Origin of the sequence: Flavobacterium branchiophilum NBRC 15030 = ATCC 35035 (assembly GCF_002217205.1) — a bacterium.
GTDB classification, from domain to species: Bacteria; Bacteroidota; Bacteroidia; order Flavobacteriales; family Flavobacteriaceae; genus Flavobacterium; species Flavobacterium branchiophilum.
In genome coordinates this window covers 1-14,566 of the sequence record NZ_MUGT01000122.1, presented here as the reverse complement: position 1 = coordinate 14,566, position 14,566 = coordinate 1, and the positions used below count along the sequence as shown (strand labels likewise).

Here is a 14,566-nt window from a genome sequence, read left to right as displayed (position 1 = left end):
GATTGATAAAAAAGTTGATAAATAACATTTGAAATTATACCAAATATATTTATAAAATAGTCCAAAGATGCGTAGTTATTTTTTAGAAAAAATTTTCAAAAAAAATCGTTGCATAGCTGGGCTACGGAACTATTTTTTTTTGGATAATTTTAGCAAAAAAGAACCAATAGATTGGACTATTTTATATGTATATTTGGTATAAATTTCAAAATGCCTCTTTTTACCCTAAAAAGAGGCATTTTTTAATTTTTTAAAAACTAAAATCGATTATAAACCACTTATTTTGTTTTAAAAACCTTTAAAATGCGGAACAATATCATTTTTTTTTAAAAACGCCTTAAATCGAATGTATGAAAGCCGTTTTTTTGATGAATTATGAAGAAAATGGAAGTTTTAAGAAAGTTTGATTTGGTTTTTAATAAATAAAATAATCTAAATACAATTTGTTAATCTAATTTATTAAAGACTTTGTATTGGAAGAAAATAGGATTTGTGTAACGATTAAATACCGAAAGTCGTTTTATAATTGATTGTAGCAATTATAGTTTTTTTTCTAACAAATTAAACATGTTGTTCGTGGTGGTGGCTTTTTATAAAAATGTATCATTGAAATATTTTTATAGTAATACAATATTCAGTGCTGTCTCGATTGGCGAAGTCCTAATTTAATGTTTTCTATTTTGGGCGAAATTTTAACTTTTATTATCAATTTTAACAACAATTTTTAATTAAAATAAATGACATGGATATACAATTCTAATTTGTTAGATTTTTAAAAATATGCTGCCTGATTCCCTCTTTTCTTTGTGGTTATGTAACTTGGCTAATGTCATTTCATATAAACATCCAAAGAAAATGAGATGCTTTTTCTATTTGGTAGGAGTAACGGAATGTCATATAAAAAAAACAATTATTTTTCGTTTTATAATTAAAAATATATTATTTTTGAAAACTGAAAAAATTACATAAAAAAACAATGAAAAAATCTATTTTAATTATTGCATTAGCAATATCAATTATTTCTTGTGAAAAGAAAGTAGCCGAAGTTAAAGAAGTAAAAACGGCGTATATAGACACCGCAAAACTGATGGAAGAATATACAGAGTCTAAAGATATTCAGGCTAAATACAAAGATAAATCGGAAGTAATGGGCAAACAACTTGAAGCCGAAGCAAACAGATTAAAATCTGAACAGCAAAATTTTCAGGCAAATGCTCAAAAAAATGGGCAAGAATGGGCCCAACAAAAATATGCAGAATTACAAAAAAGAGACCAACAATTGCAAATGGCTCAACAACAAATGTTGCAACAATTACAACAAGAAAGCGGTGCTGAAATGGATTCTGTAGTAAAAACAGTTAAAAAATTCATTAAAGATTATGGTAAAGAAAAAGGCTATGCTTATATCTATGGAACTGGTGAAACAGCTACCGTATTGTATGCACAAGACCAATACGACATTACGAAAGACATTATCAAACTTTTGAATGATAAATACAAATCACCTGCCAAAAAGGAGGAACCTAAAAAAGAAGAAACCAAAAAATAACATTATAGCCTCCTATTTTTAGGAGGTTTTTTTTTGGGATACATTTTTCTAAATCAATTCTTTTTTTTAATTTTATGCTTTAATTTTATACCATGCAAACACTATCTGAAGCCGCAATTTTTACACTCAAATTTATCAATCAAACACAAAAATCTATTTTTTTAACTGGAAAAGCAGGTACAGGCAAGACCACTTTACTTCACGAAATTATAAAAACCACACACAAAAACACGGTGGTTGTAGCCCCAACAGGAATTGCAGCGCTCAATGCAGGAGGTGTTACCATACATTCGATGTTTCAACTGCCTTTTGGAGGTTTTATTCCCAATTATAAAGAAATGACTTGGGAAGACAATGTCAAGTTTGAAAACAAAAATACCCTCGTAAAGCATTTTAAAATGAACAACATCAAGCGAAAAGTAATTCAAAATATGCAATTACTTATTATTGATGAAGTAAGTATGTTGAGACCCGATTTATTGGACGCTATAGATTTTATGATTCAAAATGTTCGAAAAAACAGCTACCCTTTTGGTGGGGTTCAAGTATTGTTTATCGGCGATTTGCTTCAGCTTCCTCCAGTAATTCGTGAAGAGGAATGGCGTACATTGAAACAATTTTATAAAGGAAAATTCTTTTTTCATGCCCATGTGTTGCAACAGCATCCGCCCTTGTATATAGAATTATCTACCATTTACCGTCAAAACGACCAACTTTTTATAGATGTTTTAAACAATTTGAGAAACAATACTATTACCAAAAAAGATGTATTGTTTTTGAATAAATATGTAAACCCAAATTTCGATTTCAAACAAAATCAAGGTTATATTACATTAACAACTCACAATGCAAAGGCCGATAGCATCAATACCACTGCAATTGATGATTTGAAAGGAAAGTTGTTTACTTATCAAGCCGAAATACAAGATGATTTTCCCGAAAAAATGTATCCTTTAGACAAAGTATTAAAACTCAAAAAAGGAGCTCAAGTGATGTTTGTAAAAAACGATTTGTCGAGCGAAAAACAATATTTTAATGGCAAAATGGGGGTTGTTCACAGTTTAACAAGCGAAGCAATATTTGTAGCATTTCCAGAAGATCAAACCATTATTGAAGTTGAAAAATACGAATGGGAACACATCAAATATACTGTAAACCCATTAACTAAAGACATTGAAGAGGAAGTTTTAGGCACTTTTGTTCATTATCCGCTCAAACTGGCTTGGGCCATAACAGTTCACAAAAGTCAGGGTTTAACATTTGATAAAGCAGCCATTGATGTGTCGCAGGTTTTTGTACCAGGTCAGGCCTATGTAGCACTTTCTCGTTTAAGGTCGTTAAACGGGCTGGTTTTGCTTTCTACACTACAAATGAATGGCATTTCAAATGATGCTGATGTCATGCAGTATGCCGAAAATAAAACCTCCGAAACGGTTTTACAATCTGTTTTAGAGACTGAAACTAAAAATTTTGTTCACCACTTTCTAAAAAATAGTTTCAACTGGAACCTTTTTGCCAACGAATGGCGGTCATTTTTATTAGATTTTCCAGAGGAATCCGAAAAATCTTTTAAAACACAACAAGTAGATTGGGCCAAAAAACAAACGGAAATAATTTGGCAACTTATAGAGGCTGCCAATAAATTTATGGCACAATTAGACAAACTTTTTGGTCAAAATCATTTGGATTTAGATTTTATTTTACAACGTTTTTTAGCAGCATATCAGTATTTTTTTGAACCGTTAGATGGTATGTATTTTGAAATTCTTTGGAAATTAGAGGCTGCCAAAAAAAATCAAAAAGCCAAAGGTTTCTTTGACGAAGTTTCGGATTTAGAATCTATGTTGTTGGACATTATTTTGCAATTGATGAAGGCTAAATTGATTATTCAAAATTATGCTAAAGGTCTTGCCATTAATAAAAACACTATGATTTCTGATGAAATTAACCATTATAAAAACAATAAAATTCAGTTTGTTGTAAAGGCATTTGACAAACAGTTTTTAGACCTTTCATCAACAGAAAAAATAGAAAAAGAAGCTACCAAAACTTCCCCAAAAAAGTCAACTTTAAGCCTTACTTTGGCACTTTGGCACGAAGGAAAAAAAATTCATGAAATAGCTCAAATCCGAAAGTTGTCGGAATCAACCATTTACACCCATTTTATAAAATTGGTAGCAAGCCAACAAATAACCATTCAAGAAGTTGTATCTGAAGAAAAATGGCAAGCCTTGAAAGATACTTTTGCTTTATATAACAACTTAACGATTCAAGAAATAAAAGAAAAAACTGGGGATACCTTTAGTTGGAACGATTTGAAATTGTTTCAAGCAAGTTTGTAAATTTTTATAAGATAATATTTATATTTTTTATTTTTTATTTTGTTCAAATTGTAGCAATTGATTCCAAATCAATTGAAATGTTTGCTCTTTAAGTGCTTTTTTGGCTTCTAATCTTTTACCTTCTGTTTGAATAAATGTATGTCCATGAACCCTCATGATACCAGGACTTCCGCTTAAAAATGTAAATGAAAAACGTTTTTTATTATCGGCAAATGTAAATGGAACTATTGGAATTTGATGCTCAATAGCCAATCGAAATGCTCCATCTTTAAAATCGCCAAGCATTACAGTCTCTTTAGGAACGCCTCCTTCTGGAAAAATACAAATACTCAGCCCTTGGTTCAATCGTTTTTGAGCTCTTTGAAAAACTTCAAACCTACTTTTGGAATTGCTTCTATCCACTAAAATACAGGTACGTTTGTAAAAAAAACCAAACAATGGTATTTTTGATAATTCTTTTTTTCCAACAAATACAAATGGATTTCTATTGATGGCCAACATCAGCATAATATCGGTCATAGAGGTATGATTGGCAACAAACATGTAGCTTTTATTAGGAAGAAGGGCAGCTTCTTTTTCTACTTTATAATAAAAACCCATACCATACAAGATGAATTTTGCCCAAATGCGAGCCATTACAAAAAAATAAGGGTACCATTTTTCTTTTAAAATAGAGATAATTAAAAATGGCAACATGGCCAAAATAGGCAAAGCCATTAGGATATAAAACCAAATCCGCCACAAAATCCAGAAACAAATTCTTAAAAATCGCATTTTTATTTTTTTTATGAATCGTCAAATATAATAATAAACCCATAAATTGTACAAGCTAAAAACTCTTTTTGAAAAAAAAGCATAAAAAAGCAACAAAGCATGGTCTAAAATATCCAAAACTTTACGAACTTTGCCCTAATTTTTAATAATATAACATTTACGTTTTGAATTTTAGTGTTTCAAAATGTAAATCGTTATGGATTGTATAACACTAAATACGCTTTTTTTATGAAGATAATTGTACCTATGGCTGGTCGTGGATCTCGATTGAGACCGCACACTTTGACTGTTCCAAAACCCCTAATACCTATTGCTGGTAAATCTATTGTTCATCGGTTGGTCGAAGATATATCTAGTGTAATCAATCAAAAAATTGATGAAATAGCCTTTATCATCCACAAAGATTTTGGGACTCAGGTAGAAAAAGACTTAATCAAAATTGCCGAAAACCTAGGTACAAAAGCCAGTATATATTTTCAAACAGAACCCCTTGGAACTGCACATGCCATAATGAGTGCCAAAGAAAGCATGACAGGCCCAATAGTAGTTGCTTATGCAGATACCCTTTTCCGTGCCGATTTTACTTTGGATACTACCGCAGATAGTGTTATTTGGGTAAAACAAGTGCCAGACCCTAGTGCCTTTGGCGTTGTACAACTAAATGAACAAAATGATATTGTTGACTTTGTAGAAAAACCAAAAGAATTTGTATCTGATTTGGCCATTATTGGCATTTATTTTTTTAAATCAGGCGAAACTTTACGTTCAGAGTTGCAATATTTGCTAGACAACAACGTTGTAAAAGGTGGCGAATACCAATTGACCGATGCTCTTGAAAACATGAAAGTAAAAGGATATCGATTTGTACCAGGACAAGTAGAGGAGTGGATGGACTGTGGCAATAAAAATGTAACGGTGGAAACCAATAGCCGCATGCTACAATTTTTAGCCAACGATGGTCATGATTTGGTTTCTAAAAACGTAAAACTAAACAATGCCACCATCATACCACCCTGCTATATTGGCGACGATGTAGTGCTTATCAATGCAACCGTTGGGCCAAATGTGTCTTTGGGCAAAGGATGTCATGTGGTAGAGGCTACCATCAAAAATAGTTTAATTCAAAATCATGCACACATCAAAAATGCTCATTTGGATAATGCCATGATTGGTAATCATGCTAGTTTTGATGGCCATTTTACAAGTATCAGTATTGGCGATTATTGTGTTTTAGAATAATAAAATTGGTTTGCAAAAAGGGTATTGAAAGCAATGCCATATAAGCTATTGTAATAGTTTTTATACATCATGAATCATAAAGCAGCATGTGTTTGGATAAGTTTTTTTTGTTGTTCCAATGTACTTTTGGGACAAAATAATCCATTGGAAAAACAGTCGCCAGATGCTGCTTTTCAGTCGCATTATTTTGAATCGTTGAAACAAAAAGCAATTGAAAATTATGATAAATCGATTTTGGAACTTGAAAAATGCAACCAACTGATTCCCAATAATTCCGTTATATATTTTGAATTAGGAAAAAATTATTTGGCACAAAAAGATTATATAAAAGCACTAAACTTTTTTGAAAAAGCCACAAAGCAGGACAACCAAAACAAATGGTATTGGGTAGGGATGTATGATGCCCTATATGCGTTGAAAAATTATAAAAATGCCATTCCTATCGTAGAAAAACTAATCAGTTTTGACGTCATTTACAAAGAAGACCTTACCTCGTTGTATATGGAAACCAAACAGTTTGATAAAGCATTAATACTGATCAATGAATTGAATGAAACCATTGGTAGAACCGATAAAAGGGATTTGTATAAGGCCGACATACTTAAAAATAGTCCAACACAACGCTCGGATATAGCCCATTTGTTGCAAGAAATCAAACAAAATCCTCAAAACGAAGCTAATTATTTAGATTTGATTTTCTTGTATTCCAAAAACAATCAAGACGATCAAGCAATAGCCATTTCAAAACAACTCGAGCAAGCCATTCCAGGATCTGATTGGGCTCAAGTAAGTTTATTCAAATCCTATTTGACAAACAATGAAGGCAACAAGGCCGTAAAAGCCATGAATATTGCTTTGCAAAGTCCCAAAATAGACATCAAAATTAAACACAGGATATTGAACGAATTTTTGATATTTGTTAAAAAAACACCTGAATTTTATCCCGATTTAGCTCCAGCTGTAGCATATTTGAAGGATGATCAAGAGGTTATGGTAACTAAAGAAGTAGCTAAATTTTTTCATAAAGCAAAAGAGTTTCAAAAAGCCATTACCTATTATGAAATGTATGTCAAAGAAAACCATGCCGATGATGTATCCACAACTCTTTTGTTGTTTGAATGTTATGCTGCTACACAGCAATTTGAATTATTACAAACAAAAGCGGAACAATGGATAGATTTATACCCTTCGCAACCCGAATTGTATTACTATGCAGGATATGCCAATAACCAACAAAAACAGTACAAAAAAGCCCTTATTTTGTTAGAAACAGGAATGGATTTTGTGGTTGCAAACAACAATTTGGAAATCAATTTTTACAAACAAATGAGCGACTCTCATAACGGATTAGGCAATATGGAACAAAAAAATAAATATGCCACATTGGCCAATCAATTAATTAATAAAACAAAATAATGCAACGCTATATTGGACTTTTTCTTTTAATAGGTATGTTTTCTTGCAAAACAAAATCGGTAGTAGTAACTCCAGTAGTAACAGTAGATACTACAAATGTGGCAACAGCAAAAATGATTGCCCAATATTATACCAAAATAACCCCAAAATTTAATTCCATCAGCATCAAATCTAATGTAAAATATGCAGACGAAAGGATGTCTCAAAATGTCAATGCCGAAATTCGGATTTTGAAAGATCAAAAAATAATGGTATTGGTGAGGGTATTAGGCATTACAATGGCAAAAGCATACATTACTCCAGATAAAGTACAGTATTACGAAAAAATAGGAGGCAAATATTTTGATGGTAATTTTGAAGTTTTAAGCCGTTGGCTTGGTACCGATTTAGATTTTCAAAAAATACAAAAATTACTCATAGGTGAAGCTTTAGACACGTTGAATAGTCAAACAGGTAACGTAAAAAGCGACATGGGTTTTTATAAAATAGAAACAGACAGCAACCAAGGGGTGCAAAAACAATTTTATATTGACTCTAATGATTTATTGCTCAAAAAAGAGCTCATTTTTCAGTCAGAAAAAGACAGAATGTTACAAATATTGTATCCTACTTTTGCCACGCACGAAAAAGCTTTTTTGCCCGAAAATGTATTGATAGAAGCCAGTCAGGGCACTAGCAAAACCAATATTGAAATGGAATACAAATCTGTTACTTTTGACGAAGAATTGACATTTCCATACCAAGTACCAAACGGTTATGAACCCATCATCATTTCAAAAACAGAGTAAAAAAATAGCAACATGTTAAAGAAAATTTGTTTTTTTGGATTAATTATTTGTACTTCATGGAGTTGGGGACAGATGACGCAGGAAAAATTGGAAGAAAAAAAAGCGCAATTACAAGCTCAAATTCGAGAAAATGAAAAATTATTGCAGAACGTAAAAAAACAAGAAAAAACCGTTTTGACAATAATTAATTTAAAAAATCAAAAAATCAAACTCAAAGAAGAATTGATTAGAACAAACGAGTTGCAAGCCCAACTTTTGAATAAAAACATGCACAAAAACCAAGTCAAAATCCAGCAATTGCAAGGCGATTTGGAGTTACTCAAAAAAGATTATGCTGCCATGATAGTAAAGTCATACAAAAGCCGATCAGAACAAAGTAGGGCCATGTTTTTATTGTCGTCTGAAAGTTTTTTGCAGGCATATAAAAGGGCACAATACATGAAACAATATGCCAGTTTTCGAAAAATTCAAGGCGAAGAAATTGTTCAAAAAAGCAAAGATTTGAATGGTTTTAATAAAAAATTAACCGTTCAAAAAACGGTAAAACAAAAACTGATTAAAGAAAATTTAGACGAAAAATTAGTACTTGAACAAGAAAAACAAGAGCAATTAAAGCTGGCTAATTCAATAAAAAAAGACAAAAAGAAATTGGCTGCAGAAATCAAACAAAAACAACGAGAATCAAAAGCAATCGACCGACAAATAGATAAATTAATCCGAGATGCAATTGCAGAAGCCAATAGAAAAGCAGCCGCTAGAGCCGCAAAAGCCAATCCCAAAAAAGTAGTTACACCAGCAGCAAGCAAAGCCACAGAATCGTCCACCAAAATTGTGCTTACCTCTGAAGGAAAAATAGAGTCGGACAATTTTAAAAACAATAAAGGCAAATTGCCTTGGCCTGTAGAACACGGTACGGTGTCATTACGTTTTGGCGATCAAAGGCACCCAGAGTATCCGTCATTGACCATACACAACAGCGGAGTAGAAATTTCAACAGAACCCGGAGCCAATGCCAGAGCCGTATTTGCTGGCGAAGTTACTCAGGTTCAGGTAGTTTCGCCTGTAAACAAAGCAGTTATCATCAAGCACGGTGATTTTTTTACGGTATATCAAAACCTCAAAACAGTCAATGTTAGAGAAGGAGATAAAGTGTCTATCAAGCAAAATTTAGGACAAATAAGAACCAATGGCGATACCGGCAAAACCATTATCAAATTTATGATTTCACAAAATACTACTTATGCAAACCCTGCCAATTGGATTCATGGGATGTGATGTTTTATTAATGAACGTGAGATATATGAATAAGAAATAAATGTAATTTTATACAATTATTTCTTATATTTTAAATGATAAATTAAGGTGTTTTCAAATTATGTTAGGGTTGAATTTGTACTTGTAATGAACGATTATGATGCCGCTTACAAACTCATCGTAAACGGCAAAGTGCGTGTGCGTAACGAAGTATATGTCAAGGAAGCAGGACTAACTTGGCCCGACTACGTTTTTGCAAACGATTACAAACTCATGCCACTACAACAAGTAGCACAACACATACAAGAAAAAGGCCATTTGCCTAACATGCCAAGTGCTACCGAGGTAGAAAAAGACGGCATAGCAGTAGGAGATTTACTTATCTTTTGCTAACTTCTTTTCTAATTCATCAATTCTTTTAATTAGAATTTGCAAAATATCTTCGGGAATATTATTAATTAGTACCGTTATTACACCCAACAACCCCGCCATTATTTTTTTTTACTTTGTTTGAAGTTTTATCATCATTAAAATAATCAAAATCTACATCAAATTCATTACAAATTTTATTCATCAATAAAAAATCAATTTTTTAGTATTACCACTTTCAATACTACCTAATGTTGTTTGCTCTATACCTATTTTCAAAGCCAATTCTTTTTGAGACATTTTTTTATTCTCTCTTAATTTTCTGATTTTAATTCCTATTGACGTCATACTATTTGTTTTTCCCTCAAAATTAGCATTATTTCTATTAGTTGCAAATTTAATAAGATTTAAGTTTGCTTTAACAATAAAAAATTATAAAAAATTATAAAAAATTATAAAAAATTATAAAAAATTATAAAAAATTATAAAAAATTATAAAAATTAAATAAAAAAGCAAAAACATTTGCATAATTAAAAAATAAGTCTTAAAATTACTTAAAAATAAATATAACACAAATAACTATGAAAACACTAAAAACACTTTCGCTTTTATTTTTTGCCATAATAAATAATGTGTATGCTCAAGACTCTTTTCTTGATGCAACTTTTGGCAACAGTGGAAAAGTAATTTTTAATAAGGTTGATGATACAGAGCAAGCTACGTGTTTAGCAAAACAGTCTGATGGAAAAATTATTGCAGCAGGTACATTTATTACTCGCTATAATTTAGATGGTAGTATTGATACTAGTTTTGGTGATAACGGATTTGTTAAAATATTACCTTTTAAATATCTAAATGAGAATGGAAATATAGTAACAAATTTTATTAAATGTAAAATTACTGCTCTTGGAGTTAATTCAGATAATAGTTTAATAATTGCTTATAAACCAGCTGAAAACATAGACTATTTTCTTTATAATGTATTAAAATTAGATGCGAATGGCACTATTGACAATAGCTTTGTTTATACTGTTCCTTATATATATAATTTAAACAGAAGTGTTAATGTTATTAAATGTCTTCCAAATGATAAAATTTTAATTGGAGGCGGGTCATACAGTCAAATGGGGCAATATTCAACTCTTTTTACTCAACTAAATGCAGATGGTAGCATAGATACTTCTTTTAGTACAGATGTTTACTTTCATGCAGGTATGGTGTCCGATATTCAAATTCAATCAGATGGCAAGTACATAATTGTGGGCAATAATCCTATTGGAGAGATGTATCAGAGTTCCTATTGCGGAAGAATTAATCCAGATGGCTCTACCGATGTGTATTTTGGAAATCTAGGCTTTATTTCAATAAGTCAATTTATCTCTAATGAAGTTTATAATTGTGTTATTCAATCGGATGGAAAAATAGTAATTTTTCAAAATAGTGGTTATTGGGCAAGCGTTCCGCTACCAAATAATCCTAATGAATTTATCTATGATGTAAATTACTTATCAAGATATAATAATAATGGTGCTATTGATACTACTTTTGGCAACAATGGTAGAGTGATTAAATATCAATCCATGAATAATGATTCACGAAGAAAAGTTTTTCTTGATAACTTACAAAATATTTATACCAATTACAGCTACAACAACAAAACTCAAATAGATAAATTTGACAGTAACGGACAGTTTTTAACTAGTTATGAAAAAGGGGCAAGTATGGTTTTCAACACTTTAGCCGATGTTTTGCAAACGACTGATGGTGATTTATACTTTTTAGCAACTTCCTATTTATTTTCCGATTTTTCATTGTTAAAAACAGATGCTAGTTTAACAAACAACACAAGTTTTGGAAACAACAGTTATGCAAATACAGGATTTGAAACAACAACAAGCAGTAATAATAACAATGGGCATGTTGTATATAATTCGGAATTGCAACCTGATGGAAAAATACTCGTATGCGGTAAATTAGGAAGCAATTTAATTAAACGATTTAATGCTGATGGTTCAGAAGACGTTGCTTTTAATAGTATAAGTAAATATACAGCAGAAGCAGCTAATGGTTATAATAATTCAAACAACTATAGTTTAGCATTGCTCTCAAGTAACAAAATAATTGCGGGTTATAATTATTCTTATTACGATAATCAAAACAATTATATTAATAAAACAAGACTATTTAAGTTAAATATTGATGGAACAGTTGATACAACATTTGGTACTAATGGAATTTTAGAGTTTGTAAGTGTTTCAGGAAAATTTACTATTTTAGTTCAAAATGATAACTCATTTTTTATAGTTTGTAATACAAAAGTATATAAATTTAATGCCGATGGCACACCTGAAATAAGTTTTGGTACAAATGGTATTGCTACTTACTCGCAGTTAGAATATGCAACAGCTATTTTGCAAGGCAATGCTATATACATTGGAGGAACAAAAAATAATGATTTTGCATTATTAAAAATAGGAGCTTCAGGAACTGTTGACACCACATTTGGCACAAACGGAATTGTAACTACCGATTTTTCAATTAGAAACGATAAAATAACTAAATTACTTGCCACTTCAGATAATAAAATAATTACACTTGGTAGTTCAACAGGAACAAATAGTGTAACTGCCGCAGCAAAATATAATTTAGATGGTAGTTTTGATACCAGTTTTGGTATTTTAGGTCGTTTGCTAATTACTCAAAATGTGCCAGTAGATGCGGTTTTGCAAACCAATAACGAAGTAGTATTTTTAACAAACCAAACCACTAGTGGAAGTTATAACGACTTTTTACTAACAAAACTAACCACCACAGGACAAATAGACACCGCATTTGGCAACAACGGAATAATAACTACCGATTTTGGGTTTACAACCGGAAATGCTAAAAATTTACTCCTGCAACCTAACGGACAATTTATTGCAACAGGTTCTAATAATGCTATTTTAATGGCACGATATGGTGAAAATTTGTTAGCTAATGAAACTTTTAATGCTTTAATTTCAGATATAAAAGTATATCCAAATCCGTTTATTGATACTATTACAATAGACTTTAATACTACTACAAATGATGCTACATTTTCTCTTTTTGATTTAACAGGAAAAGAAATTAAAATTAACACTATAAAAACACAACAACATAATAATAGTGTTACTTTACAGATGCCACAAAATGTAACAACAGGATGTTACATACTTCAAATTAAAACAGATACAGCAACAAAAACTGTAAAAATAATAAAATAACAAACTATGAAAGCAACGATTATTTCATCCGTTCGACAAATTGGCTCGGGTTACGAACACAAAAAAACAATTTTACTACTTCTTATAATAACCTTATTAGGTTGCACAGAGGAAACTATTATCAACAACTATTCAGCCGAAGGACTTGGCAAAGTAAACGTGTATATAGAAGGGAATATTACCAATGAAGAAGCACAAGCTAAATTAATTGCTGAAATTGGTAGTCAAACCGAAAATATTTATGTGCAAGAAACCACACAATTAACTGATATTACTATAAATTTTTCTAAAAATTTAAGAGATATTGTTATAAAAGATAATCTTGAACTAAAAAATATAACTATCAACGGAAGTCATCATATTATGAACGATTTAACTATTGGAAACCAGTATAGTTATAATTATTATCCTATTGATAGAAAAATGGAAAATATTACTATAAATGGGATTATAGAATTAAATGATTTTGCTTTTTACACACACGGTGAACAAGCCAAAAATATAAATTGTAATGATTTAATAAGTATTAATAATTACATTTATCTAAATATTATTGGTTTAAATAACATTTTAAACTTTAATAAATTAAAATATATAAACAAATTAAAAAAAGTTGATGGGGAATTAAGTTCCTTTGGAAGTACATTTCAAAATAATATATATAGTAGTTTTCAAATATTTAATATGCCCGAATTAGTAGAAGTTTATAATATTGAAAATTTACCAACTATAGAGACTTTAACATTTCCAAAACTCAAGAAAATGAAAGCATTATATTGTGAATACTATATAGGCTTTCGAAATTTTAATTTACCTCAATTGGAAAGATGTGATTATATGTATTTGAGAAATATTTCTTCAAATGACCCTAGTTGTACTGATTGTATAAGTAATCCAACAATTAATTTTCCTAACCTAAATTATTGCGAAACCATAGCATTAAGAGATTTACAATTAGATACCCACAAAGTAAATACTATTTTACATCAGTTTTTAAATGTTACACCTGTTTCTAGTAAAAATATAATTTTAGATTGGAATAATGCAGCACCCACTGGTCAAGGTATTATCGATAAACAAAACCTAATTACTCAAGGAAACAATGTTTTAACAAACTAAATAAAATATAAATAACATTAGCTTTTGCTAAACGATACTCTGAATCACAAAATCACCAAATAATTAGACAGAGTCATCATAGGCATCAGCTCACACCTTTAGGGCGTGGGCTGTCCTATTTTGTCTAAATGGTCTTGTGGTGATTCCTGTGATTCAAAATAGTGTACAGTTTCATGCCCTTTTTTGGTAAGTTTGAAACGCTTTGAAACCACAGGGTAAATTAGTTTAGAATCGTTGTTGAAATTGGCTTATTTTTTTGATTGTTTGACAGATTTTGATTTTTTGTTTTATAGAGAGGACACTTCCGAAATGGAGCCATTTTTTAGCAAAAAAAGGACCAATAGATTGGACTATTTTATATGTATATTTGGTATTATTTTTAATTTTCAATAAATTTATAAAAATATTATCGAGTTACTTACTTAGGAGCTACAATTAATTTCCATCCTACTGTTTCAGCCCCTTAA

11 protein-coding genes are annotated in these 14,566 nt (G+C 30.7%); 9 read left to right on the top strand and 2 right to left on the bottom strand.

Annotated features, from left to right (window positions below; genetic code table 11):
* Nucleotides 1–976: 976 nt before the first annotated feature.
* Nucleotides 977–1,549, top strand: a complete 573-nt coding sequence (locus tag B0A58_RS12725) for an OmpH family outer membrane protein (protein WP_014082650.1) — start codon at nt 977–979, stop codon at nt 1,547–1,549.
* A gap of 92 nt (nt 1,550–1,641) precedes the next feature.
* Nucleotides 1,642–3,891, top strand: coding sequence for a helix-turn-helix domain-containing protein (locus B0A58_RS12720; RefSeq protein ID WP_089081374.1), 2,250 nt, complete (start codon nt 1,642–1,644; stop codon nt 3,889–3,891).
* Nucleotides 3,892–3,918: 27 nt separating this feature from the next.
* Here B0A58_RS12720 and B0A58_RS12715 read toward each other — a convergent pair whose 3' ends face one another.
* A complete protein-coding gene (locus tag B0A58_RS12715) occupies nt 3,919–4,665 on the bottom strand; it encodes a lysophospholipid acyltransferase family protein (protein ID WP_089081373.1) in 747 nt (248 codons plus the stop codon).
* A 228-nt stretch (nt 4,666–4,893) separates the two neighbouring features.
* On the opposite strand from B0A58_RS12715, the gene B0A58_RS12710 reads away from it, so the two are divergent.
* The 5 genes from B0A58_RS12710 to B0A58_RS12690 all read left to right on the top strand — a co-directional run bounded on the left by B0A58_RS12710 (nt 4,894) and on the right by B0A58_RS12690 (nt 9,755).
* Nucleotides 4,894–5,904, top strand: coding sequence for a sugar phosphate nucleotidyltransferase (locus B0A58_RS12710; RefSeq protein ID WP_089081375.1), 1,011 nt, complete (start codon nt 4,894–4,896; stop codon nt 5,902–5,904).
* Between the two features lie 69 nt (nt 5,905–5,973).
* On the top strand, nt 5,974–7,320 hold the full coding sequence (locus B0A58_RS12705) for a tetratricopeptide repeat protein (protein ID WP_089081372.1): 1,347 nt from the start codon (nt 5,974–5,976) through the stop codon (nt 7,318–7,320).
* A complete protein-coding gene (locus B0A58_RS12700) occupies nt 7,320–8,108 on the top strand; it encodes a DUF4292 domain-containing protein (protein WP_089081371.1) in 789 nt (262 codons plus the stop codon). The genes B0A58_RS12705 and B0A58_RS12700 overlap by 1 nt, the downstream gene beginning before the upstream one ends.
* A 12-nt stretch (nt 8,109–8,120) precedes the next feature.
* The gene (locus B0A58_RS12695) at nt 8,121–9,383 is read left to right on the top strand and encodes a murein hydrolase activator EnvC family protein (RefSeq protein WP_089081370.1); all 1,263 of its coding nucleotides are present in this window, start codon (nt 8,121–8,123) and stop codon (nt 9,381–9,383) included.
* A gap of 87 nt (nt 9,384–9,470) precedes the next feature.
* A complete protein-coding gene (locus B0A58_RS12690; protein ID WP_133063138.1) occupies nt 9,471–9,755 on the top strand; it encodes a hypothetical protein in 285 nt (94 codons plus the stop codon).
* A 180-nt stretch (nt 9,756–9,935) separates the two neighbouring features.
* On the opposite strand, the gene B0A58_RS12685 is transcribed toward B0A58_RS12690, so the two are convergent.
* Complete coding sequence (locus B0A58_RS12685) at nt 9,936–10,079, bottom strand: helix-turn-helix domain-containing protein (RefSeq protein ID WP_089081368.1); 144 nt, start codon at nt 10,077–10,079, stop codon at nt 9,936–9,938.
* Nucleotides 10,080–10,313: 234 nt separating this feature from the next.
* Here B0A58_RS12685 and B0A58_RS12680 point away from each other — a divergent pair, with 234 nt between their 5' ends.
* Entirely contained in the window at nt 10,314–12,980 is a 2,667-nt protein-coding gene (locus B0A58_RS12680; RefSeq protein ID WP_089081367.1) for a T9SS type A sorting domain-containing protein, read from the top strand.
* Nucleotides 12,981–12,986: 6 nt separating this feature from the next.
* Entirely contained in the window at nt 12,987–14,099 is a 1,113-nt protein-coding gene (locus B0A58_RS12675; protein WP_089081366.1) for a hypothetical protein, read from the top strand.
* Nucleotides 14,100–14,566: the final 467 nt, after the last annotated feature.

Coding starts and splice junctions, on each gene's coding strand:
- B0A58_RS12725 (WP_014082650.1), top strand. CDS start 977: ATGAAAAAATCTATTTTAATTATTGCATTAGCAATATCAATTATTTCT.
- B0A58_RS12720 (WP_089081374.1), top strand. CDS start 1,642: ATGCAAACACTATCTGAAGCCGCAATTTTTACACTCAAATTTATCAAT.
- B0A58_RS12715 (WP_089081373.1), bottom strand. CDS start 4,665: ATGCGATTTTTAAGAATTTGTTTCTGGATTTTGTGGCGGATTTGGTTT.
- B0A58_RS12710 (WP_089081375.1), top strand. CDS start 4,894: ATGAAGATAATTGTACCTATGGCTGGTCGTGGATCTCGATTGAGACCG.
- B0A58_RS12705 (WP_089081372.1), top strand. CDS start 5,974: ATGAATCATAAAGCAGCATGTGTTTGGATAAGTTTTTTTTGTTGTTCC.
- B0A58_RS12700 (WP_089081371.1), top strand. CDS start 7,320: ATGCAACGCTATATTGGACTTTTTCTTTTAATAGGTATGTTTTCTTGC.
- B0A58_RS12695 (WP_089081370.1), top strand. CDS start 8,121: ATGTTAAAGAAAATTTGTTTTTTTGGATTAATTATTTGTACTTCATGG.
- B0A58_RS12685 (WP_089081368.1), bottom strand. CDS start 10,079: ATGACGTCAATAGGAATTAAAATCAGAAAATTAAGAGAGAATAAAAAA.
- B0A58_RS12680 (WP_089081367.1), top strand. CDS start 10,314: ATGAAAACACTAAAAACACTTTCGCTTTTATTTTTTGCCATAATAAAT.
- B0A58_RS12675 (WP_089081366.1), top strand. CDS start 12,987: ATGAAAGCAACGATTATTTCATCCGTTCGACAAATTGGCTCGGGTTAC.